Annotated in this window: 20 protein-coding genes; 16 read left to right on the forward strand and 4 right to left on the reverse strand. The window is 64.3% G+C overall.

Features of this window, described 5'->3' with window-relative positions; genetic code table 11:
• The first annotated feature begins 10 nt into the window (after positions 1 to 10).
• The 3 genes from BST13_RS02005 (at position 11) to BST13_RS02015 (ending at position 3,325) form a co-directional block, all read left to right on the forward strand.
• Positions 11 to 703: a GntR family transcriptional regulator gene (locus tag BST13_RS02005; RefSeq protein ID WP_083160134.1), complete on the forward strand. Its 693-nt coding sequence runs from the start codon at positions 11 to 13 to the stop codon at positions 701 to 703.
• Between the two features lie 335 nt (positions 704 to 1,038).
• A complete protein-coding gene (locus BST13_RS02010) occupies positions 1,039 to 2,388 on the forward strand; it encodes an MFS transporter (RefSeq protein WP_083160135.1) in 1,350 nt (449 codons plus the stop codon).
• Between the two features lie 19 nt (positions 2,389 to 2,407).
• The gene (locus BST13_RS02015; RefSeq protein WP_083160137.1) at positions 2,408 to 3,325 is read left to right on the forward strand and encodes a sugar phosphate isomerase/epimerase family protein; all 918 of its coding nucleotides are present in this window, start codon (positions 2,408 to 2,410) and stop codon (positions 3,323 to 3,325) included.
• Positions 3,326 to 3,344: 19 nt separating this feature from the next.
• Here BST13_RS02015 and BST13_RS02020 read toward each other — a convergent pair whose 3' ends face one another.
• Positions 3,345 to 4,094 carry an SDR family NAD(P)-dependent oxidoreductase gene (locus BST13_RS02020; protein WP_083160139.1) on the reverse strand — a complete coding sequence of 250 codons (750 nt, stop codon included), beginning with the start codon at positions 4,092 to 4,094 and terminating at the stop codon, positions 3,345 to 3,347.
• Between the two features lie 52 nt (positions 4,095 to 4,146).
• Here BST13_RS02020 and BST13_RS02025 point away from each other — a divergent pair, with 52 nt between their 5' ends.
• Positions 4,147 to 4,959, forward strand: a complete 813-nt coding sequence (locus BST13_RS02025) for a FadR/GntR family transcriptional regulator (RefSeq protein ID WP_083160141.1) — start codon at positions 4,147 to 4,149, stop codon at positions 4,957 to 4,959.
• Positions 4,960 to 5,000: 41 nt separating this feature from the next.
• Here BST13_RS02025 and BST13_RS02030 read toward each other — a convergent pair whose 3' ends face one another.
• Together BST13_RS02030 and BST13_RS02035 are read right to left on the reverse strand one after the other, a co-directional pair.
• On the reverse strand, positions 5,001 to 5,375 hold the full coding sequence (locus BST13_RS02030) for a Rid family detoxifying hydrolase (protein WP_083160143.1): 375 nt from the start codon (positions 5,373 to 5,375) through the stop codon (positions 5,001 to 5,003).
• Positions 5,376 to 5,395: 20 nt separating this feature from the next.
• Positions 5,396 to 6,658 (reverse strand): alanine racemase, encoded by a 1,263-nt coding sequence (locus BST13_RS02035; RefSeq protein ID WP_083160145.1) that lies wholly within the window; start codon positions 6,656 to 6,658, stop codon positions 5,396 to 5,398.
• 98 nt (positions 6,659 to 6,756) lie between these two features.
• On the opposite strand from BST13_RS02035, the gene BST13_RS02040 reads away from it, so the two are divergent.
• From BST13_RS02040 to BST13_RS02090, 11 genes are all read left to right on the forward strand, one after another.
• Positions 6,757 to 7,509 carry an SDR family NAD(P)-dependent oxidoreductase gene (locus BST13_RS02040; RefSeq protein ID WP_083160147.1) on the forward strand — a complete coding sequence of 251 codons (753 nt, stop codon included), beginning with the start codon at positions 6,757 to 6,759 and terminating at the stop codon, positions 7,507 to 7,509.
• Positions 7,510 to 7,517: 8 nt separating this feature from the next.
• Positions 7,518 to 8,477, forward strand: coding sequence for a hypothetical protein (locus BST13_RS02045; protein WP_211295988.1), 960 nt, complete (start codon positions 7,518 to 7,520; stop codon positions 8,475 to 8,477).
• A gap of 2 nt (positions 8,478 to 8,479) precedes the next feature.
• Positions 8,480 to 9,364: an SMP-30/gluconolactonase/LRE family protein gene (locus BST13_RS02050; RefSeq protein ID WP_158087088.1), complete on the forward strand. Its 885-nt coding sequence runs from the start codon at positions 8,480 to 8,482 to the stop codon at positions 9,362 to 9,364.
• 42 nt (positions 9,365 to 9,406) lie between these two features.
• Complete coding sequence (locus BST13_RS02055; RefSeq protein WP_083160150.1) at positions 9,407 to 10,870, forward strand: aldehyde dehydrogenase family protein; 1,464 nt, start codon at positions 9,407 to 9,409, stop codon at positions 10,868 to 10,870.
• Between the two features lie 14 nt (positions 10,871 to 10,884).
• Positions 10,885 to 12,321: a serine hydrolase domain-containing protein gene (locus tag BST13_RS02060; RefSeq protein ID WP_083160152.1), complete on the forward strand. Its 1,437-nt coding sequence runs from the start codon at positions 10,885 to 10,887 to the stop codon at positions 12,319 to 12,321.
• A gap of 67 nt (positions 12,322 to 12,388) precedes the next feature.
• Entirely contained in the window at positions 12,389 to 13,957 is a 1,569-nt protein-coding gene (locus tag BST13_RS02065) for an ABC transporter substrate-binding protein (protein ID WP_158087089.1), read from the forward strand.
• 174 nt (positions 13,958 to 14,131) lie between these two features.
• Complete coding sequence (locus tag BST13_RS02070; protein ID WP_083160156.1) at positions 14,132 to 15,721, forward strand: ABC transporter substrate-binding protein; 1,590 nt, start codon at positions 14,132 to 14,134, stop codon at positions 15,719 to 15,721.
• Positions 15,722 to 15,819: 98 nt separating this feature from the next.
• The gene (locus BST13_RS02075; protein ID WP_142282707.1) at positions 15,820 to 16,743 is read left to right on the forward strand and encodes an ABC transporter permease; all 924 of its coding nucleotides are present in this window, start codon (positions 15,820 to 15,822) and stop codon (positions 16,741 to 16,743) included.
• Positions 16,740 to 17,621, forward strand: coding sequence for an ABC transporter permease (locus tag BST13_RS02080; protein WP_083160160.1), 882 nt, complete (start codon positions 16,740 to 16,742; stop codon positions 17,619 to 17,621). Before BST13_RS02075 ends, BST13_RS02080 begins: the two co-directional genes overlap by 4 nt.
• A 32-nt stretch (positions 17,622 to 17,653) precedes the next feature.
• Complete coding sequence (locus BST13_RS02085) at positions 17,654 to 18,646, forward strand: ABC transporter ATP-binding protein (RefSeq protein ID WP_158087090.1); 993 nt, start codon at positions 17,654 to 17,656, stop codon at positions 18,644 to 18,646.
• Positions 18,639 to 19,421 (forward strand): ABC transporter ATP-binding protein, encoded by a 783-nt coding sequence (locus BST13_RS02090; RefSeq protein ID WP_083160164.1) that lies wholly within the window; start codon positions 18,639 to 18,641, stop codon positions 19,419 to 19,421. Before BST13_RS02085 ends, BST13_RS02090 begins: the two co-directional genes overlap by 8 nt.
• A 58-nt stretch (positions 19,422 to 19,479) precedes the next feature.
• On the opposite strand, the gene BST13_RS02095 is transcribed toward BST13_RS02090, so the two are convergent.
• Complete coding sequence (locus BST13_RS02095; protein WP_083160166.1) at positions 19,480 to 21,315, reverse strand: acyl-CoA dehydrogenase; 1,836 nt, start codon at positions 21,313 to 21,315, stop codon at positions 19,480 to 19,482.
• 237 nt (positions 21,316 to 21,552) lie between these two features.
• On the opposite strand from BST13_RS02095, the gene BST13_RS02100 reads away from it, so the two are divergent.
• Positions 21,553 to 22,632 (forward strand): NAD(P)H-dependent amine dehydrogenase family protein, encoded by a 1,080-nt coding sequence (locus BST13_RS02100; RefSeq protein WP_083160168.1) that lies wholly within the window; start codon positions 21,553 to 21,555, stop codon positions 22,630 to 22,632.
• Positions 22,633 to 22,670: the final 38 nt, after the last annotated feature.

Raw genomic sequence — 22,670 nt, forward strand, 5'->3', positions numbered from 1 at the left:
CATGTGATCTGTGGTCACATCGGTCCAGACAACATTGGTGACAGACCAGGTCTATGGGGTGATCCGCGACGCGATCCTCAGCGGCGAGCTTCCTGTGGGGTCAAGGCTGCGGGTGCGCGACATGGCCGCGATGGTCGGAACCAGCGTCATGCCGGTCCGCGAGGCGATCCGCCGCCTTGAGGAGGCCGGTCTGGCCGAACGGCAACCGCATCGGGGCGCAGTCGTCAAGGGCCTCACCCTCGAGGAGTTGGTGCACGTGTACGACGTGCGCCGCCTCCTCGAGGTCGAGGCCGCCCGCCTCGGCGCGGAGCGGATCACTGCCGCGGACTGCGACAAGATGCGGACCGAGTACGACCACATGCGCCAAGCCATCGTCGAAGAAGACGTGCCGGCCTACCTGGACCGGGACGAGGCATTGCTGGCGATCCTCTACGAAGCCTCGGGTAACCCGGTGATCGTCCAGGTGATTCGCACGCTGTGGCACCAGTGCCGGTCGTACAAGCTGGTCGGGGCGCAGGGCACCTTGGGATCAGCGGGCGACGAAAGCCTGTGGACCTATCAACAGAAGCTGATCGACGCCGCCGCTGCCAACGATGGGCCGAAGGCGGCCGCGGTCAACTCCGAATCACTTCTCAACGCCACCGACCGCATCCACGCGCTGCTGGCCGCACAAGGCCAATCGGAGCCCGCGCCGAAGATGTAGGCCCGGGGGCTGGCCCAAACATATTGATGGCCAGATCATTTCATTGATGGCGTTGCCCGCCGTCGTTGCTGTGCACGCACGGCCACACCGATGAATCGCCACCGCGGTCACGCTCGAACACCGACAAAATTTTGAGTGATCACAGATCTAATCTTGACGGTGATCTGTGATCACATTTAGAGTGGCAGGCATCACATCCTCCCCAGCCGATGGTCGCCATCACCGCGAAGGAATCACATGACCACTGCAAATCGGGTCGTCCCGCCGGATTTGACGCCGGCCCCCGCGCACGCCGCCATCCTCTGCTCGCAGGACACCGTCAAGGAGGCCCGGTGATGACCGCCGCTCACCCACTCGACGACGCGCCGTTGTCGGCGTTTCACAAGCGACTCGCGCTCTACGCGTCGGGCGGCCCGTTCCTCGACGGCTATGTGCTGTCCATCATCGGTGTCGCGCTGGTCCAGATCAGCCCCGCATTCAACATGTCCACGGCCCAGGAGGGCCTGGTAGGCGCATCGGCGCTGATCGGTATCTTCCTGGGTGCCTTTGTGGGTGGATGGCTCACCGACAAGTTCGGCCGTCAGGTCCTGTTCACCATCGATCTGGCGCTGATCATCGCCTGCTCCATCGCGCAGTTCTTTGTCGGAGACGTGCTCTGGCTGGTCGTGCTGCGGCTGCTGATCGGCATGGCCGTCGGTGCGGATTACCCGATCGCCACATCGCTGCTGGCCGAATTCTCGCCACGTAAATGGCGAGGCCCTCTGCTCGGCGCGTTCGTCGCCATGTGGTTCGTCGGCGCGGTCGCCGCGTATATCGTCGGTGAGATCCTGGTCCACTTCGACGGCGGGTGGCGCTGGATGCTGGCCAGCCCCGCCGTACCGGCCATCCTCATCGTGCTGGCCCGGCTGGGCACTCCCGAATCCCCTCGCTGGCTGCTCAAGAAGGGCCGTGTCGACGAAGCGAACGCGGTACTGGTGAAGGTCTTCGGGCCGGGAGCCTCCGTGGAGGACCTGCCCGAGGAGGTATCGGAGAACCTTCGCATCGGTGCGTTGATCAGAGGTGGTTACGGCAAGCGGATGGTCTTCATCACGATCTTCTGGACGTGCTCGATCGTGCCGCTGTTCGCCGTCTACGCATTCGGCCCGAAAATCCTCGGAGCCCTTGGTCTGACCGGCGCCCTGGCCAACTACGGTTCGGCGTTCATCACCTTGATGTTCCTGGTCGGCTGCATCGTCGGCCTGGTCTTGGTCAACCGCATGGGACGCCGGACGCTGATCATCCACAGCTTCGCGTGGGCCGGCCTGGCGTTGCTCCTGCTCGGTCTATTCCCGAACGCTTCGGCGTGGATTGTGTTGGCGCTCTTCGCCGGCTATGCCGTGACCATCGGTGGCACGCAGATCCTGCAGTGGATCTATCCAAACGAGTTGTTTCCCACCGAAATCCGCGGATCAGCCGTCGGGCTGGCGTCGTCGTTGAGCCGCATCGGTGCGGCGGTGGGCACGTACCTGGTGCCGGTGTCGCTGGCGCACCTCGGTACCGGAGCCACGATGATCGTCGGTGCGGTGGTCACCTTCATCGGCGCCGGCGTGTCGATCATGTGGGCGCCCGAGACCCGCGACCTGACCTTGGGAGAATCCTGTGCCGTGAACAGCAAGCCCGCGTCCGCCGTCAAGCGTGTCGCCTGAGCGAGAAGGGAACCGCCGAATGTCCGAGACCACGCCGCGCTACCAACTCGGCATGCACACCTACTCGCTGCATCTCAGCGGGCTCGGTGAGAGCTGGGGATTCGACCATGCGCATGCGTTCGAGAAATCCATCGACCTGCTGCAGCTGATGGACCTGGCCGTGGAATGGCAACTCGACGGTCTGCACATCACCAACGTCGATCTCGAGTCGCTCGACGAGACGCGTCTGGCGGAGGTGAAGGCCGCGGCCGAGGCGCACGGCCTCTACCTCGAATACAACGTGTCGTTCGACGCGCCGTCGGATCCGCGCGTCAATTCCACTGTGGCCGACGCGCTTCGCAACGCGAAGGCGATGGGTGCCGATCTCGTCAAGTTCAGCCTGGACATCGACCGGCCGCGGCCGTTGTACGGGACGTGTTTTCACCCCGACGTCATGCGACAGCTGGAAAATCGCCTGGCGGAGTTCAAGGCCAACCTTGAGCTCCTCGATGAGCTCGGTCTGCAGATCGCGATCGAAAACCATTGCGACACCTACGCGGACGAAGTGGTTTGGCTGGTGCGGCAGTTGGATCACCCGGCAGTCGGGACGTGCGTCGACACCATCAATTCGTTCGTGGTCCTCGAAGGCCCGGAAGCCTGCATCGAAAAGATGGCTCCCTACGCCAACTGCGTTCACTTCTGCGACAACAAGCTCGTCGTCGACCCCAACGGCACGCACTGGATCGGTGCGCCCATCGGCCAGGGCGACATCGACTGCGTCAAGGTGCTCGACACCTTGCGAGAACGCTCGACTCGACTGCGCCGAGTCACATTCGAGGTCGAGTTCGAGCAGGGGAGTGATCCGATCGAAATCGCCCGCAAGAAAGAGATCCGAGCGTGCGAGGAGAGCATCAGCTATCTACGCGACGTGCTCGGGGTGGGCGTGCGAAACCGCTGAAACACGCGTGACGGCACCACTAAAAGGTGCTGTACAGGCCTCCGTCGGCGTAGACAACTTGGCCGGTGATGTAGGTGTTCTGGCGGCTGGCGAGCCAGGCGACTGGCCGAGCGATCTCATCCGGAGTGGCGGCCCGGCCCAGCGGCAGACGACCGCTGGAAACGTAGCCGTCGGTGAACCATGGTTGTGCCAGGCGCTCGTCGGTGCACATGGCCGTGCGGACGAAGCCGGGCGCCACTGCGTTGACGAGTACGCCGCGGCGCGACCATTCTGCGGCCATCGTGCGAGTTGCATTGTCGAGGCCGGCCTTTGACGCGTCATAGGGCAGGCAGCCGATTGCTCCGGCGCGCCCGTGTATTGATGTGATGTTCACGATGCGGCCGTATCCGTGCTCAAGCATGCGCCGCCCCACGGCAATTGAGAGTTCGATGGGGGCCACGAGGTTGACCGCGAGCACTCGCTCGATCTCGGGACGCCTCAGGTCCTCTGCAGGGGTATCGACGCTGACTCCGGCGCAGTTGACGAGCACGTCGAATGGCTTGCCGCACGCTGCCTCGGCTTCGTCCACCAGCTCATCCATGTCTGCCGCGACGAGGTCTGCGGTGATCAGATGGTCTTCAGCGCCCAACTCAGTGCCGGTGTTGTCAACGCCGACGACCGTCATTCCGAGTCCCTTGAGCTCTGTGACGATGGCAGAGCCGATTCCGCCGCTGGATCCCGTGACGAGGGCGACGTCTGAGGCTAGGTTAGAATAATCACTGCAGAACATACACTCATACTATCTGTTGGCTGGGCTCGGAATGACCGGTCCGGAGGGGTAAATGTCGATTTCCTGGGACGATGAAGCCATAGAGCAGGAACGATTGCACGAGCGGGTGGCCCGCAGGATGGCGCGCGACATCGTGTCCGGCCGGCTGCAAGAGGGCGACATCGTGCCTCCTGCTGAAGTGATCGCGCAGAAGTTCGCGGTGTCACGCACGGTCGGCCGCGAAGTACTGCAGGCGTTGTCCGCCGCCGGGCTGATCGACGTCAAACACGGCCGCAAGTCGACGGTCGCGCCCGCCAAGGACTGGCGCTTCCTGGAAGACCTTGTGCAGCAGGCTATCTCACGAGAGCAATTGGCAGGCTCGTTGGCTGCCGACCTCTACGAGGTGCGGCGTCTGGTCGAGATTGCGGCCACCGAGATGTGCGCGGCGCGCGCAAGCGACGAGCAGCTCGACCACATCGTGAGCCTCGCGCAGCGCATGCATGACGAGGCTGACGACGAGGACGGGCCGCTAGACCTACGTCGCAGGGTCGCTGAGGATCTGGAGTTCCACGGAGCCATCGCTGACGGCTCTGGCAACTTGGTCCTGGCACGGCTTGTCGCGGACATCCGACGCGAACTGGTCCCCACCTGGGCTGTGGACCAACTGGACCTGAGTGAGGTCCGCGATGTGCACGACGCGCACCTGACCATCGCCAAGGCGTTGCGTAAAAGGGACGTGGCGGCGGCTCGACGTGAAATGGCGCGGCATTTGGATTGGTCGATCGGGACAACGCTGCGTCGCGCGCTGAGCGAGGAGCAACTCGAAGCGGTCGACGACCGCTGGCGGCCGGACTGGCGGACGACCAAAAAGCCCCGGCAACGGTAGCTCAGAGAGACTGTTGCCGGGGCCGGTGAAGCGCAGTGCCGCTACGGGGCCAGAGCGATGGCGTCGATCTCGACCAGGATGTCGCCGAGGCGCGAGCCCACCGTCGTACGCGCCGGGCGATGAGCGCCGAAGCGCTCACCGAAGACGGAATCGAATTCCGCCCAATCCCGTTCGACGTCTTCGAGGTGGACCGTGACCTTGACGATTCTGTCGAGGTCCGAACCGGCGGCTTTCAGCACGGCCTGCAAGTTGTCCAGAGTGCGTCGAGTCTGCTCGCCGATGCCAGTGCCGATGACTTCGCCTGTCTGCGGATCGACGGGAGCCATGCCTGCAGTGAAGACGAAACCTGACGCGACAACGGCCTGCCCGTACGCGCCGGCGGGGCGAGGTGCGAGCGGGGTGCTGATGATGTCCATGAATGATCCTCTCGGTGGGGTTAGAAGTACGTGTGCACGTACCTGACGACGCGGTTCTCGGCGTCGATGACGGGCAGGGCCCGCCATTTGTCCATGGTGGTACAGGGATGTGAAAGGCCCAGTGCGACAACATCACCGACCGAAAGGCGAAAGTCGGGGGGTATCTCCAGGTAGGCGTGTTGGTCGTTGAGTTCTGTGATGGTGCCCGACGCGGTGCGCTCGGTACCTGAATGGGGATCGATGACGCGTAGTGGGATCGGCAGTCCCAGGTCGAAGCCGATGTCACGGCGTCCAGCATTGAGGATGGCCAGCTGTGCTTCGGGGCGCGAAATCACCTGGGCCCAAACCTCCAACGCCGGCCGCAGGCCTCTACTCCACGAGAAGCTGGGTGAACTCGAGGCGTAGAAGTCGTGATCATGCAGCAGGTAGCAACCACTGCGCAGCACGGTCGTGACCGGTCGCGTCAGCGCCCAGCCGTGGCTGAGTTCTTCGGCCACAAGATCGAAGAACGTGCTCCCGCCACAGCTGACGACAAAGGAATCACGGTCGCAATCAAGCATGCCGGCTGCATCCAGTTCTTCGGTGACTGCGCGTAATCGGCGAAGGTAGGCCGTCACCGCGGTTTCGACTTCAGTCGTCCGCTGCGCGCCAAGTGTCCCTTCATATCCCGCGACGCCGGCAACGGACAGTCCCGCGTCGGCCGCAGCGCGCGCGACCGTGTGCGCCGACTCGGCGTCACGCACACCCGCTCGGCCGCCCGGATGGCCGATCTCGATGAGTATTCCGACTTGGCTTCCGACTCCGGCCAGATGTCGTCCGGCCACCTCGGCTCCGGCCACGGAGTCGGTGAACAGATAGAACTCGAACTGCGGATCGTCCTCGAGCTGGCCGCGTATCCACCGCAGGAACTCGGTATCCAGTGACTCCGTGGCCAATACGAGTCGGCGGGTGCCCCAGGCCCGCGCGTGGCGCAGCTGCGACGGCGACCCGACCGTGAATCCCCATGCCCCATGGGACGCCTGCAGTTGCGCGAGCTCCGGCGACATCGCGGTCTTCAGGTGCGGTGCATGCTCGATCCCGAAGCGTTTGCAGACCTCGGCCATCAGCTCGGCGTTGCCCCGCAATGCGCAATCGTGGATCACTGCGACGGGCCACATGAACCCGCTGGCCAGCACGCTCACTGGCGCCGCATTGAGGTGAGAAGCGTTGTCGGGCAGTCCTTTGAACAGCGTGTCGGTGCCGACGTGGGCGATGTCGGCATCGCTCGGTAATTGTGCTGTCAAGGCTTCCTCAGCTTCGCTTAGTAGTCACAGTAGCTTTCACTATCATCATCATATAGTATCTCTTTGTCGTACAAATTTAGCCGAAGGAGTTCACATACATGGCCGACCGACTTGCCCTCGTCACCGGCGCCGCCTCCGGGATTGGCCGCGCCAGTGCGCAGGCCCTCGTCGAGGCAGGGTGGCAGGTGGCCTTGGCCGACCGTGATCCCGCTGTGGAACACGTCGCCTCGGAATTGGGTGCGGTGGGGACGATCCTCGACGTACGGGACACCGCTGCTGTTGACGCTTGGGCGAATTCGCACCAGGGCGCCGTCGCCCTGGTCAACTCTGCGGGAATCTGCGCCGGCGAGTACCTCATCGATTCCACCGATGAGGACTGGAACACCGTCATGGACATCAACCTGATGGGTTCGGTGCGCGTGCTGCGGGCCTTTGCTCGCAACCGCGTCGCTGCAGGCGGTGGCGGAGCGGCCATTCTGATCGCGTCGAACAACGCATTCTGGCCGTGCCGCAGTATCAGTCAGTACTGCGCATCGAAGGCGGCCGTGACGATGCTGGGAAAGACTGCGGCGTCCGAACTCGGCGAGCACCAAATCCGCGTCAATGTCGTGGCTCCCGGCGAGACCGACACTCCGATGACCCATGAGGCCCTCGAGGACGAGGACGAGATGCGGGAGATCGTCCGGCGTACGCCGCTCGGCCGCATCGGTTATCCCTCTGATATCGGGGCAGCCGTGCGCATGCTGCTATCCCCCGACGCATCGTGGATCACCGGCCAGCTGATCTCGGTCGACGGCGGAATCAGTCTGCGTGGCGAGTCCGACCTCAACCCCGTTCACCAGGAAGGCTGAGTTGACCTGTGAATCAACGTGTCTCGCAAGCCGGCATTGAGACCACATTGCGCGCCGACGCGATTCTGAGCGAATCGGGCATACCTGCCGAACTGATGCCTGCGCAGAGCACTCGACGTTTCAGCGACGGCGCCGATTTCCGCGTCGAAATTCCATCTGTCGAGGGGCCGCAGGTGTTGCGAGCCCTACTCGACGAGGCGGACCTGCGCGGCGTGACTGTCAACCGAGTCTCACAGGGCAGCGGGGCGATGACGTTGAGTGTCGCCGAGCAGACCGAGATGGCGCATATCGGGGCCGATCGGGCGATAGAGGTGTGCCTGTTCGTCGGGCCCCGCGAGGAATGGGGGATAGCGGCGATGTCACGCGCCGACGACGGAGGCGCCATGCACGGGTCGGTCCGGGGTTTGAGGCAGCTACGCTACGCCGTCGAGGATGTGTTCCGTTCGGTCGAGTGCGGCATTCGGAGCTTCTTGATCGCGGATCTCGGACTGCTCGACGTTCTGGTCGGTGCCCAGCGAGCCGGCGCGATCCCCCGTGATGTGGTGTGGAAGGGTTCGGTCCTGTGCGCGCCGTCTAATCCGGCGTCCCTGGCACTGCTGGAGCGCCTTGGCGCCACCACGGTGAATCTCCCGACAGACATGTCGATCCACGAACTCGCCGAGATGCGTGCCATCACGACAGCACCGCTCGATCTTTATGTGGAGGCTCCCGACTCGATGGGCGGAATCGTGCGGGGCGAACAACTCGCCGACCTGGTGCGGGTGAGCAGGCCCCTGTACGCGAAATTCGGTCTCCGGAATTCGGTCGGGCTGTACCCGAGTGGTTTACACATCGTCGACCAGGCATCCGCCATCGCCCGGGAGAAAGTGCGCCGAGCCGGTGTGGCGCTGGAGTGGGCGGACCGTTGTGGTGGTGGTTTCAGGCAGACCGTCGGTGCTGCCGCCGACCTTGGCATTCCCGTGCGGTGACCGTGGCGGTCAAACACCCCACCTCGCAGGCCAATCCACCGTGGCATGTTGCGGTGCCGGCCGCGGCGGAGCTGGGGGAGCATCCGTTGTGGGACGTTCGGCGGCAACGACTGTTCTGGACCGACTGCGCGGCAGGCACAGTGCACTGCAGCGATTTGGGCCACGACACCGTCGTCTGGACCGCGCCGGACGGTGCGCCCATCGGGGTGTCGCTGCTACGTGCGTGTGGCGGGCTTGCCATCGCCACACACGAGCACATCGTGTTGCTCGACAGCGATGGCCGGGCCGACCGCGCCCCGATCGAATTGCCGATCGACACCGCGGCCGTCAGGTTCAACGACGGCTCATGCGATCCCGCCGGGCGGCTACTGGTGGGCACGACCGGGGGCGAAGCCGACGGATTGGGAGAGTTGTTCTCTGTCGACGCCGACGGCAGGGTGCGACGTCTGCTCGGAGACCTCACCGAGGCCAACGGCATTGGATGGTCGCCCGACGGCCGAAGCATGTACTTCGTCGATTCCGGTCGCCCCGTGATGTATGTCTTCGACTATGACGCAGCCAGTGGCCGTCTCGGAGAACGCAAGGAGTTCGCGAGGATCGACCCCGCGCTCGGATACCTCGACGGCCTGACAGTCGATGAGGCGGGCAACGTGTGGGTGGCCATTTGGGATGGCGGTCGGTTGCACAGGTACCCGCCGGACGGGCAGCTGTGCGATGTCATCGACGTTCCGGTCAGCCGTCCCACGTGTCCGGCGTTCGGGGGCGGCGACCTCGGAACGGTGTACATCACCACGGCGCGTGGCGAGGTCGGCGAACCCTGCGCGGGCCATGTGCTGGCCTTGCCAGGAGCAGGGCGTGGCATCGCGCCGCACCGGTTCGCGGGCTAGGGCACGGCGATTTGCAAACAGCGATGATGAGAGGGCATATCTATGACGTCAGATCCTGACGATCACGGGCCGGGAACGACGCACGCGAGCGGCCTCGCCGAGACAACACCCATCGAGCACGGCGAAATCATGGGGCGGGCAGCACAGGCCAGCCACAGCTGGTCTGCCACACCGGGTTACCGCCGCGCCGACGTGCTCCGTGGCATCGCCGAAGCCCTCGATCGTGAGAAGGGGCACCTGGTCGAGATCGCGGATGCCGAAAGCTGGCTTGGGACAACCCGACTGATGGGCGAGGTCGCCAGGACCACGGCGCAGCTGCGGATGTTCGCCGAGGTCATAGAGCACGGCGCTCATGTCGTTCAACCTGGCGTGACCGTCCCCGGCCGTAGCGACGCCGAAGCGACCGGGCCAGAACTCCGCCGCTGTCAGCTGCCCGTGGGGCCCGTCGCTGTGTATGCCGCCAGCAACTTCCCGTTCGCATTCAGTGTCGCTGGAGGGGATACCGCCTCGGCGTTGGCGGCAGGGTGCCCAGTTGTCGTCAAGGCTCACCCCGCGCATCCCGAGCTCTCGTTGCACACCGCGCGCATCATCGACGACGCATTGTCGACGGCAGGGGTTGGCCCCGGAGTCTTCGCACTGGTCTCCGGGGTGGAGGAAGGAACACGGTTGGTACAGGATCCGGTGATCCGGGCAGCCGCTTTCACTGGTTCTTCCGAGGGCGGCCGCGTGCTTGCCGATCTTGCCGCAGCCAGACCTGATCCGATTCCGTTCTATGGCGAATTCGGCAGTGTCAACCCGGTTTTCGTCCTCCCTGACGCAGTCGCCGACATCCCCGGATTCGTCACGGACTACCTTGACTCGCTGACTCTCGGTGGTGGCCAATTCTGCACCAATCCGGGCCTGCTCATCGTGCCCCGACAGCTCGACCTGCTGCCCGAAATCGCGCGGCAGATCATGCAGCGGCCCGCTGCGGCGCTGCTGCATGCCGGCATCCAAGCCGCGTTCACAGCCAAGGTCGACCAATTGCGGACCATCCCGGGTGTCACCGTTCATGAGTCGCAGGCACCTGTTCCCGCGGCCGGATTCCATGTTCGCCCGGTTGTCCTCACCGCCGGCAGTCATACGGCCACCCACGACCGTGCGCTGCTCGAACAGGAAGTCTTCGGCCCCGCCGGTGTCGTCGTCGAGTACGAGGACGCCGACCAGTTACTGGCCCTGTGCGTGGGTCTGCAAGGCTGCCTTGTCTCATCCATCCACGCCGGTGCCGATTCCACCCTCTTGCGCGAGATGATCCGTGAGGCGTCCCGGATTTCGGGGCGCCTCGTGTGGAATTCGTGGCCCACCGGGGTCGCGGTCGCGACTGGGCAACACCACGGTGGGCCGCTGCCCGCCACCTCGAATCCATTTGTCACCTCCGTCGGACCCGACGCGATCATGCGTTTCCTACGGCCGATCACCTTTCAGAATCTGCCTGTCGACCTGTTGCCGCCCGAGGCGCAACGGTAACGCCGGGGGCGAACATGCTGGCGGACGCGCAGTCGGCAGTGCACAGCCTGGTCAGCGATCGGGTGACGTCGGGGACAGTGCCTGGCGCGGTGTATGTGGTGTTCACCGCGGACGGCCCCGCGTTCAGCGGTTCGGCCGGTGTCGCCGGGGACGATGGTCGTCGTCCGGGCCCCGATACTGCATTTCGTATCGCGTCGTGCACCAAGAGCTTTACCGCGGCAGCGGTTCTGCAGCTCCGTGATGCCGGAGTGCTCTCGCTCGACGATCCGGTTGCCAAGTTCATCGACATCGGGCCCTGCGAAGTACCCGGGACACGGACAGCGCCTCAGGCGGCGACTCTCGGTGCCTTACTGAGCATGTCAGGAGGCTTCGCCGGCGACAACCCTTGGGCGGACCGCCAGGAGTCCATGCCGGAAGATGAGTTCACCGCACTGTGTCGACGCGGTTTCACGCTCACCAGCGCTCCAGGAACCCGCTATGAATACTCCAACCTGGGCTACGCCATGCTCGGTCGGGTCATCAGGCAGACCAGCGGGATGGGCTACCGGGAGTACGTCACCGACAACCTGCTCCGGCCGCTCGGGCTGTCGCACACCGCATTCGGCGCAACGCAGTGCACGGCTCCCGGAGGTGTCGCCGTCGGCTTTCACCGTATCGGCAACCAATGGCGGCGGGCCGCTGTCAGCACCCCCGGCGCGTTCTCGTCGATCGGTGGCCTGTACATGACCGCCAACGAGCTCGCCGTGTGGTGTGGCTGGCTGGCGGCCGGCTATCCGTGGGGAGCAACCGGTGATGACGTTTTGGCCGCGGGCAGCCGGCGGGAAATGCAGCGGCTGCACCAACATGACGCGGCACGCGCACAAGACCACGTCGTTGCGGGCGGCTATGGCTACGGACTAGAGGTCGAACTTCACGACTGCGGAGTCGTGGTGTCGCACCGCGGGGGTTATCCCGGCTTCAGCGCCCAAATGGCTTGGCACCCGCAGACACAACTCGGAATCGTCATCCTCGAGAACGCATCATATGCGCGGACACCGGCAGTCACGGCACTGCGGCACGTGCTGGCCGCCGAGAGGTTGCCGACCCGGCCCGAAATCTGGCCCGCCACGATCGCGGCCCGCGACGAGGTCGAAAGGCTGTTGGCCCGGTGGGACGACGCCGCGGCGGATCGGCTCTTCGCCGACAACGTCGACGTGGACATGCCGAGACCGCAGCGTTATGCCGAGATAATAGGCGCAGCAACGGATATCGGGTTCAGCGATAATTGCAGACATCGCCACCTTCCGCTTTGCGAGCCCGCCAGTACGTCGCCGGCAAACTTGGAGTGGACAGTACGCGGACGTCGCGGCGAGTTGCGCTGCGCCGTGACCCTCACCTCTGTCAATCCGCCCAAGGTGCAGTCGATCACGTTGCTGTCCAAGGAGATTTACGGACAACAGGGTCGAACGTGATGAAGTTGACCGCCCGGTCAGCTTCGCTATCAACAGAACGAGTGGATGACAGGATGAGATCATGCAAATGAGACGTGCTTCCGCGCGGTTTGTCGCGATCGTGGCGGCGAGTTGTGCAGTGCTCTCCGGCTGTGGCGCCGGGGACCAGCAAGGCGCGTCGAACGCCGGAACCGCTGAAACCACCGGAGCTCTCCCGACGGAGATACCGGACACCGTCCGCATCGGTGTGGGAGCGTCGACCGTGTCGATCGACCCCAATCGCGCGACACAGGAAGTCGACGTGATGGCACTCGCGATGCTCTCCGGCACACTGCTGATTCAGAGCGGCGGAAAAGCGGTGCCCGGCTTGGCGAGTGGGTGCGAATTCGACAAGTCGCAACTCAACTACACCTGCACACTGCGAGACGGGCTGAAGTTCTCCGATGGAAGCCCGCTCACCAGTGCGGATGTCGTCGCGTCCTTCGAGCGTGCCCTCCACGACCCCTCCAACGCGAACGCCGGCATCATCGACTCCCTCCAGTCGGTGGCGGCGCCGGGCCCCGCCAAGGCCGTGTTCACCCTGCGGCAGCCCACCGCGAGCTTTCCCTTGGCACTGACCGAAGCCCCGGTCGGGATATTCCCTGCCGCAGCCGCGACCAATCCGCGCTTCTGGAACAACCCCGTATCAGCCGGGCCCTACGTGATGGTCTCCAACAGCCCCAATGAAGTGGTGTTCGCGAAGAACGGCAACTATCCCACGGAGCTACAGCCCGTGGTGTCCAACGTCGAATTCAAGGTCATCGTCGACACCAATACCCGCCTGGCGCAGCTGAACACGGGCCAAATTGACATTGCGAATCAGCTGTCGGCGTCGTTGGCCAAACAGGTGAAGCCACCCGCGAAGGCGTACGCCACGCCCCAGTACGGTGGCGTCTACCTGTACCTCAATGACCTGAGCAAGCCGCTCGACGATCCCAAAGTCCGGCAGGCCATTTCGGCTGCGATCGACCGCAAACAGATCAACGACATCGCCTATCTCGGACAGAACAAGGTGCTCGGCAGCTTCCTGCCGTCTTCTATGGAGGGGCATGACTCGGGTGCGCCCACCGGCCGCGACCTCGAGAAGGCCAAGGCATTGCTGGTCGGTACGGCCTGCCAAAGTGGTTGCAACCTCAGCATCATGGTCCGATCCGGGTTCGCACCTTATGACGCCATCGCCACCATCATTCAACAGAACCTGGCCGACGTCGGCATCAAGGTGTCGACGCAACTGGTAGATCAGGCCACGGCAGACACCAACGAGCAGAACGGCAATTTTCAGATGGAGGTCGGCAACCTCTTCGACCTCGTGAACGCGCCTGAATTGGTGATGCTGCCAATCGGTTTGACGCGCGAGGGCGGCATCAACGCGCTGTACTCGTCCTATGCGTCACCGGAGATGAACACCTTGGTCAGTCAACTGTCGGCGGCTGCGGATCCGGCTGCGCGCGCCGAGGTCCTCGCGAAGGTCAACGCGCTGTTCGCTCGGGACCTGCCGTTCGTCCCGCTCGTCGACCAGGCCAACATCTGGGCATCGTCCCTATCGCCACGGGTCGTGGCGTTCACCCCGGCCGGGGTGTATCAGGTCGGCACCGCCAAAACCGGCCCCGGGCAATAGTTTCCAGCGCCGTGGCCGCAAACCGTTGGTGCCGGTATCACACGCTGCGATCGAGGTGTGGGAAGGATGCGTGGTCTCGGCGGTTTCCGAAGTGCGCCAAACATTTTCGTTGACACGCCGGGTGTGCTGTAGTTCACTACTAGAGATAGTATCAGTTGATGACAGGATATTTATATGACTGACGGCCGACGGCGTCGTGGTACGCGGATCTTGGCGTGGTCGATTGTCGTGTGCGCGGCAGCACTGGTTGCCGCGTGCGGAGGCGGTGCGCCGAGCCAGGATTCGGCGTCCACGACGGCCAGTGTCGACGGCGCCCTACCGGCCGACGTACCCTCTGCGGTGTCGATAGGTGTCGGGGCGCCGTTGGGCACCCTGGACCCCAACCGTGCTGTCGCCGACGTCGACGTCATGGCGCTGTCGTTGATCGCCGGCACGCTCGTCGAGCAATCCCCGGAGGGTGGGGTCAGACCGTCGCTGGCCAAAGAGTGCACACCGGCAGGCGACGGGCTGTCCTACGCATGCGAGTTGCGGCCGGGCTTGAAGTTCTCCGACGGTAGCCCACTGACGGGCGCCGACGTTGTCGCGACGTTCAGCAGGGCCCTCGCCGATGAGGCGAACGCCAACGCCGGACTCATCGCCCCGCTGTCACGTGTGACGACGGCCGGCGATTCCACGGTCGTGTTTCACCTCAAGTACCCGGCGGCCAGCTTTCCGCTGGCCTTGTCCGAACCGCTGCTCGGCATCTACCCGGCGGGGCGGATGGACACGCCCGGCTTCTTCGTCAATCCCGTATCCGCCGGTGCGTACCGTCTCGACCGCGCGGGGAACTCGGAGATCGCGTTCACCAAGAACACCGAGTACCCGAGTGAATTGGCCCCGGTGATCGACAGGATCATGTTCCGGGTCGTTGTCGATGCCAACACGCGTCTGATGCAGCTGCAGACCGGGCAGCTCGACATCGCCCACCAACTGCCTGCGAACCTGGCTGCTCAGGTGACTCGCCCTGCCGAGGCCTACGTCGCGAGCCGCTACGGCAGCGTCTTCCTGGAGATGAACAACAAGTCTGGGCCGCTGCGCGACGTCAAGGTGCGAAAGGCTATTTCGGCGGCCATCAATCGGGACCAGATCAACGACATTGCCTACCTGGGGCGAAACAAGCCACTTGGCGGGTTCCTGCCCTCCAGCATGGAAGGTCATGATCCGAATGCCCCCACCGCACAAGACCTTCCGAAAGCCAGAGAACTGCTACGGGGCACGGAATGTGAGGATGGCTGCACATTGGAGATCATGCAGAAGGCCGGGTTCCCTCCGTATGACACCGTCGCCCAGATCATCCAACAGAATCTGGCCGCGATCGGAATCAAGGTGAACATCAACACAATCGATGCATCGACCCTGGCTGCCAACGAGCAGAACGGCAACTTCCAGTTGCAGTCCAACGATCTGTGGGATGTCGTCAACTCGCCGGAGTTGGTGATGCTGCGGTACGGCCTCACTCCCAAGGGCGGCATCAATTCGCTGTGGTCTGGCTACGATTCGCCGACGATGACCAGGTTGATCGACGACTTGTCCGCCACCTCCGACCCGGGTCAGCGCAAAGCGCTCCTGGATCAGATCAACATGACCTTTCAGCAGGATCTGCCATACGTACCGTTGACCGACTTCGCCACCACCTGGGCATCTCGAATCTCGCCGCGCCTGGTGGCCTTGACGCCCAGTGGCGTCTACCGGGTTGGCACCAGCCAGCGGGGTCCGGGCCTGTGAGCGCGACAGTGGAAGTGGAGGCTCCGGACGGCCAATCAGGCGGCCCCGAAGGCGGATCGGCCAGGCGCGCGGGTCGCGCCAGGAGTATCGCGATCGCCGTGGGGAAACGGCTCTTCGACTCGATCATCGTGACCATGATCGTGGTGATCCTGAGCTTTCTGCTGGTACATCTCGTCCCGGGCGACCCGGCCAGAACAATCTTGGGTTTCCACGCATCACCCGACAAAGTCGCGGCACTGCACAAGTCCCTCGGACTCGACCAACCCTTGTTCGTTCAGTTCTTGAGATACCTCGGTGATGTCGTTCGAGGGAATTTCGGAGAGTCCGTCGCACATCCCGGGCAGTCGGTGGAGAGCTTGCTGTTACCGCCGTTGGGAGTCACCCTCTCGGTCATCGCGATCACTGTCGTCATCTCCCTGGTCGTCGGATCGTTCAGTGGGCTCGTCGCGGCGCTGTCGAAGTCAGCGCTGCTCCGCAACAGCCTCGAAGTTGTGTCGACCGCGTCGTTGGCAACGCCACCGTTCCTGCTCGGGCTTGTCATGCTGGTATTCGTCGCCGTGCGGTGGGGCATCGCGCCTGCCGGCGGGTGGGCCGGAAGTTGGCCCGCCAACGCGCAATTCGCCTGGCTGCCGGCCCTGGCGCTCAGTGCCTATCTGGGAGCCCTGGTGCATCGCGCCGTGTGGACCAGTGCCCGGCAGGTGATCAACGAGGACTTCATCGAAGCCGCCGTCCTGCGTGGGCACAGCCCCCTTCGAGTAGCTCTGCGTCATGTGCTGCCAAACAGTCTGATGCCCACCATTTCGGTGGTCGGCATGAACATCGGCACGCTGATCGGTGGAGCGGCCGTGATCGAGGCCGTCTTCGACCTCCCCGGCATCGGGACGCAGTTGGTCAACGCGGTTTCGCAGCGCGACTATCCCACCATTCAAGGTGCCGCGGTCATCACCGCACTCATCGTCTTGCTCGGCAACCTCATCGCAGATCTCTTACACGCTGTCGTCGACCCAAGGGCACGTTCATGACCGACCTCGCACAGACCGCCAAAACCAGTCACATACCACGTGTTTCGATACGCGTCAGTCAACTATTCCTGTCCGGCGCTGTCCTACTGGGCGTCATCGTCGCGATATGTGCGGTCGGCCCGCTGCTGATCACCACGTCGACCACGGATTTCGTCGGGGTGCCGCTGTCGAGCCCGAGCGCGGCGCACCCGTTCGGCACCGACGCGTTCGGACGCGACGTCTTCATCCGCACTTTGGCCGGCGGCAGGCTCGACCTCGGCGTGGCCTTCGTCGGTGTGGTCGTGCCGCTATTGGTGGGCACGCTGATCGGGATCGCGTCAGGACTGGTCGCCGGGTCACTGTTGGACCGGGCCGTCATGCGCACGGTCGATGCGATCCTCGCATTCCCGTTCAACATCCTGATCCTGGCGCTGGCCGTGGTGATGGGCCAGTCGACCACCTTCTGGTTCCTGCCGGCGGGAGTGCCCGGGATCCTCGTCGCGCTGTTCCTGACCAGTTGGAGTGTGTACGCGCGCATCGCACGTGGCGAGACGTTGTCCATCCGCCAACGTGACTTCCTGGTGGCCGCCCAGGTGAGCGGACTGAGTTGGTGGACTGTCGTGCGCCGTCACATCTATCCCAACGTCCTGCCCGCCACTTTGACCTACGCGCTGTCCGACGCCGTCCTTGTGATCGGCGTTATTGCCGCCCTGCCATTCCTCGGGGCAGGTGTGCAACCACCCGCACCGGAATGGGGCAGCATCATCTACGACGGCCGCTCAGTGCTCAGCGACGCGCCGTGGGTGTGTTTGGGGCCGGGCGCCTTCATCGTGCTGACCGGTATCGCGGTTCGGTTGATGGGCCAGGGATCCCGTGTCCTTTCCGAGGACGCGAAATGACCATTCGTGCGTCGGCCACTCTGGAGAATTCAATGCCCAACGTTCCCATCGATGCGGGCAGCGACGTACTGCTGTCGGCCCGTGAGCTAGTGATCCGCGCAGGAGGTCTGCCCATCGTGGACTCTGTGAGTTTCACCGTTGCACAGGGGGAACGACTGGGCATCGTCGGTGAGACGGGTTCAGGGAAGTCGATCACGTGCCGAGCGGTTCTCGGCGCGTTGCGGCGCAAGGGAATGACGGCGTCCGGCGAACTTCGCTACCGGGACAAGGACCTACTGGCGCTCGACGACCGGAAATGGCGGCAGATCCGTGGCCGTGAGATCGGTTTCATCCCGCAAAGCTCGCTGAACTCACTCAACCCGGTCATGCGGGTGGGCCAACAGCTGATCGAGACTGTGCGACTCTTCGGCGTCGCCAAGAACGACGCACCCGAGCGTGCCGAGGAGCTGATGGCCGCGGTCCAAATGCCAGACCCCAAAGGCGTACTCGCCAAGTACCCACACGAGTTGTCCGGAGGAATGCGGCAGCGCGTCATGATCGCACTGGGCATCGCAGGCGAGCCGCGTCTGCTCGTGGCCGACGAGCCCACCACGGCCTTGGACGTGACGGTTCAGCGTCGGCTGTTGGAACTGCTGACCGGCCTGTGCGAATCCACGGGTATGGCGCTGATACTGGTGACTCACGATCTCGGCGTCGTCAGCGATGTATGCGACAGCGTTCTGGTCATGTACGCCGGGCAAGCCATGGAAACCGGTTGCACCGAGTCACTATTCGGCAGGTCGCGCCACCCCTACACCGCCGCGCTGATGCAGGCGCGCCCGTCCATGGCCGACGCTGCGGACTTCCGGTTGAGAGGGCTGCCGGGGCGCCCTCCGGCTGTCGGCGCCTGGCCACCGGGTTGTCGGTTCGCCGACCGCTGCCAGTTTTGCACCGACCAATGCACGGGCGAGCCGCCCGCCATCGTCGAGGTCGAACCCGGACATCATGTTCGCTGCGTCCTACGCGAGGAGGGTATCGATGCCTGAGCAACTCGTCGAAGTGTCCGACGTGAGCGCCGGATACGGGCCGCACGAACTCACTCTCCACGGTGTTTCCTTGAGCATCGGAGTGGGCGAGTCGGTCGGCCTCGTCGGTGAAAGTGGCAGTGGGAAAACGACATTGGCAAAGGTCATCATGGGTTTGGTGGCCATCCACTCGGGTTCCATGCGGATCTGCGATCGAGAGTGGGGTAAGCGACCCGCCCGCGATCCGATGCGGCGAAGGGTGCAGATGGTCTTTCAGGACCCGTACGGATCGCTCAATCCCAAGCTCACCGCTGAGGAAGTCGTTGCCGACTCGTTTCATCGCTGGAATCGGGGCTCACGCCGCAGTGCACTCGAACAGGCCCGGCGTCTGCTCGATGAGGTGGGGTTGCCGTCGCGGGCGTTGCAATCGCGAACAGCACGACTCAGCGGTGGCCAATGCCAACGTGTCGGCATCGCCCGGGCGCTGGCCTGCGGACCCGACCTTCTCGTGGCCGACGAACCGACCTCGTCGCTGGATGTTTCGGTGCAGGCACAGATTCTCAATCTGATGCGCACGCTGCAGGAGGAGCGCGGCTTGTCGCTGCTACTGATCAGCCATGACCTGGCTGTCGTCCGCTACATGACCGAACGGGCCGCGGTCATGTACCGCGGCCGAATCGTCGAACAGGGCTCAAGCAACGAGCTTTTCACCCGACCGCAGCACCCATACACTGCGCTACTGGTCGATTCCATACCGGGAAGTGGTTTGGGTAATCGAGTCGACAGTGGGCCATGAGCAAGATCGCCCCCGGGGAAATTTCCCCGGGGGCGAATTTGCTTGTGCGTGCGATCTGTTAGAACGCAGCCTCTTCCAGCTCCATCACGTCGTTGTCGAGAGTCTCGACGACCTGGCGGGTGCTGGTGAGCAGCGGCAGCATGTTCTTGGCGAAGAACGACGCCGCGGCGATCTTGCCGTCGAGGTACGCCTTCTCGTCGCCGGCGACACCCGCGTCGAGCTTCTCGATGGCCACCGCGGCCTGGCGCAGCAGCAGCCAGCCCAGCAGCAGGTCGCCGACCGACAGCAGGAAGCGGACGGAGCCGAGGCCGACCTTGTAGATGCTCTTGGCATCCTCCTGCGCGGCCATCAGGTAGCCGGTCAGGCTGGCAGCCATGCCCTGCACGTCCTGCAGCGCGGTGGCCAGCAGAGCGCGTTCGGTCTTCAGCCGGCCGTTGCCCGACTCGTTCTTGATGAACTGCTCGATCTCACCGGCCACGAAGGCCAGCGCCTGACCCTTGTCGCGGACGATCTTGCGGAAGAAGAAGTCCTGCGCCTGGATGGCCGTGGTGCCCTCGTACAGCGAGTCGATCTTCGCGTCACGGATGTACTGCTCGATCGGGTAGTCCTGCAGGAAGCCGGAGCCGCCCAGGGTCTGCAGGCTCTCGGTCAGCTTGGCGTAGGCCTGCTCGGAACCGAAGCCCTTGACCACCGGCAGCAGCAGGTCGTTGACCTTGTGCGCCAGCTCGCCGTCGACGCCGTGCAGCGCCTTGGCGACGTCCTTGTCCTGGAAGGTCGCGGTGTACAAGTACAGCGCGCGCATACCTTCGGCGTAGGACTTCTGGGTCATCAGACTACGACGCACATCGGGGTGGTGGGTGATGGTGACGCGCGGAGCGGTCTTGTCCATCATCTGGGTCAGATCGGCGCCCTGCACGCGCTCCTTGGCGTATTCGAGGGCGTTGAGGTAACCGGTCGACAGGGTCGCGATGGCCTTGGTACCGACCATCATGCGGGCCTGCTCGATGACGTCGAACATCTGCGCGATGCCGTTGTGCACCTCGCCGACCAGCCAGCCCTTGGCAGGCTTGTCGTGCTGGCCGAAGGTCAGCTCACAGGTGGCCGAAACCTTGAGGCCCATCTTGTGCTCGACGTTGGTGACGTAGACGCCGTTGCGCTCGCCCAGCTCGCCGGTCTCGAAGTCGAAGAGGAACTTCGGTACGAAGAACAGCGACAGGCCCTTGGTGCCGGGGCCTGCGCCCTCAGGGCGGGCCAGCACCAGGTGGAAGATGTTCTCGAACAGGTCATCGGAGTCGGCGGAGGTGATGAACCGCTTCACGCCGTCGATGTGCCACGAGCCGTCGTCCTGCTTGACGGCCTTGGTGCGGCCGGCGCCGACGTCCGAACCAGCATCGGGCTCGGTGAGCACCATGGTGGCGCCCCAGCCGCGCTCGGAGGCCAGCACGGCCCACTTCTTCTGCTCTTCAGTGGCGTTGTCGTAGAAGATCTGCGCGAAGGCGGCACCGCCGGCGTACATCCACACGGCCGGGTTGGCGCCGAGGATGTGCTCGTTGAGAGCCCACAGCAGCGCCTTGGGAGCGGGCACGCCACCGAGCTCTTCGTAGAGGCCGACCTTGTCCCAGCCGCCGTCGATGGCCGCGCGGACAGACTTCTTGAACGACTCGGGCAGCGCCACGGTGTGGGTCTTGGGATCGAACACCGGCGGGTTGCGGTCGCCGTCGGCGAACGATTCGGCGATGGGTCCCTCGGCCAGGCGAGCCATCTCGCTGAGCATCTCGCGGGCGGTATCGGCGTCCAGATCGGTGTAGTCGCCCGTGCCGAGCGCCTTGTCCAAACCGAAGACATCGAACAGGTTAAAAACCTGGTCACGGACATTGCTCTTGTAGTGGCTCACATTTCCTCCTCGATGAGAATGCCACCTGCGGTTGGGTACTCGGGATAAGTTACCCACCAGTAACTGCACCCAACTATACCGTTCGGTAACTTCAACGCAAAGCCCTCGCGAGCAATTTCCCCCGTCTAACCAACCCAACGGTTGATCGATCTTGACCTTCGGCCCCTGTTGACGCCCTGACCTGCTGTTACGTCAGAATGTGAACCTCGTCACGAGACGACTGTCTACGGTGATCGCATGCAGCGAATCGCAGTGTGGGGGACAGGCAACATGGGGTCTACGGCAATCCGATCGGCGGTGGCATTTCCTGGTCTGGAACTGTCGGCCGTGATCACCTCCACGCCGGACAAGGCTGGTCGCGACGCCGCGAGCTTCGCCAAGCTCGACGCCCCGACCGGGATCGCCGCCACCACCGACGTCGATGCGGCACTGGAGGCCAGCGACGCCGTGGCCTACATGGCCTCGGGTGATATCCGGCCCGAGGAGGCGATCGCCGATATCGAGCGGTGCCTGCGGGCTGGCAAACATGTGGTGACCCCGTCGCTGTACTCGTTGTACGACCCGCGGTCGGCGCCGCCGGAGTGGGTCGACCGCCTGAGTACGGCCGCCGAGGAAGGTGGCGCGGGTCTGCTGGTGTCGGGTGTCGACCCCGGTTGGGGCAACGACGCCCTCGCGGTGATCGCGGCCGGATTGTGCACGCGGATCAAGACCATCCGTTGTCAGGAGATCTTCGACTACTCGACCTACGACCAGCCGTACTCGGTGCGCGTGCTGTGCGGCTTCGGCGGCTCGATGGACGAGACGCCGATGATGCTGCTGCCGTCCATACCCACCATGGTGTGGGGCGGCAATGTCCGACTCATCGGCCGAGGTTTGGGCCTGGAGATCGACGAGATCAGCGAAGAGCTCGAACGGCGCCCACTCGATGCCGACGTCGACAACGTCATGGGCCGGTTCGAGAAGGGCACCCAAGGTGCGTTCCGGCTCCAGGTCATCGGATGGGCGGATGGTGTGCCGCGGGTGGTCGTCGAGCACGTCACCCGCATCGACCCGTCCTGCGCCCCGGACTGGCCACAGCCCGACGAGGGCGCAGGCGATCATCGCGTGATCATCGACGGCGATCCCCAGCTGACCATCGTGGTGCGCGCTGACGTGCCGGGTGGCACCCGCGCCGACGGCGGCAACACCACGGCCGCCAATCGCCTGCTGGGCGCCGTCGCGTGGCTGGCGACCCAGAAGCCCGGGATCTACGACGGGCTCGACGTACCGCTGCGCTCGGCGCTACCCGCCGAGGCCGAGACCGCCCGCTGGGCCTGACCTTTCTTTGCCGAGCAGACGCAGAATCGCCCATTCTC

The sequence above is a fragment of the Mycobacterium aquaticum genome (assembly GCF_002086485.1).
GTDB lineage: Bacteria > Actinomycetota > Actinomycetes > Mycobacteriales > Mycobacteriaceae > Mycobacterium > Mycobacterium aquaticum.

Coding starts and splice junctions, on each gene's coding strand:
- BST13_RS02010 (WP_083160135.1), top strand. CDS start 1,039: ATGACCGCCGCTCACCCACTCGACGACGCGCCGTTGTCGGCGTTTCAC.
- BST13_RS02015 (WP_083160137.1), top strand. CDS start 2,408: ATGTCCGAGACCACGCCGCGCTACCAACTCGGCATGCACACCTACTCG.
- BST13_RS02020 (WP_083160139.1), bottom strand. CDS start 4,094: ATGTTCTGCAGTGATTATTCTAACCTAGCCTCAGACGTCGCCCTCGTC.
- BST13_RS02025 (WP_083160141.1), top strand. CDS start 4,147: ATGTCGATTTCCTGGGACGATGAAGCCATAGAGCAGGAACGATTGCAC.
- BST13_RS02030 (WP_083160143.1), bottom strand. CDS start 5,375: ATGGACATCATCAGCACCCCGCTCGCACCTCGCCCCGCCGGCGCGTAC.
- BST13_RS02040 (WP_083160147.1), top strand. CDS start 6,757: ATGGCCGACCGACTTGCCCTCGTCACCGGCGCCGCCTCCGGGATTGGC.
- BST13_RS02055 (WP_083160150.1), top strand. CDS start 9,407: ATGACGTCAGATCCTGACGATCACGGGCCGGGAACGACGCACGCGAGC.
- BST13_RS02060 (WP_083160152.1), top strand. CDS start 10,885: ATGCTGGCGGACGCGCAGTCGGCAGTGCACAGCCTGGTCAGCGATCGG.
- BST13_RS02065 (WP_158087089.1), top strand. CDS start 12,389: ATGAGACGTGCTTCCGCGCGGTTTGTCGCGATCGTGGCGGCGAGTTGT.
- BST13_RS02070 (WP_083160156.1), top strand. CDS start 14,132: ATGACTGACGGCCGACGGCGTCGTGGTACGCGGATCTTGGCGTGGTCG.
- BST13_RS02080 (WP_083160160.1), top strand. CDS start 16,740: ATGACCGACCTCGCACAGACCGCCAAAACCAGTCACATACCACGTGTT.
- BST13_RS02085 (WP_158087090.1), top strand. CDS start 17,654: ATGCCCAACGTTCCCATCGATGCGGGCAGCGACGTACTGCTGTCGGCC.
- BST13_RS02090 (WP_083160164.1), top strand. CDS start 18,639: ATGCCTGAGCAACTCGTCGAAGTGTCCGACGTGAGCGCCGGATACGGG.
- BST13_RS02100 (WP_083160168.1), top strand. CDS start 21,553: ATGCAGCGAATCGCAGTGTGGGGGACAGGCAACATGGGGTCTACGGCA.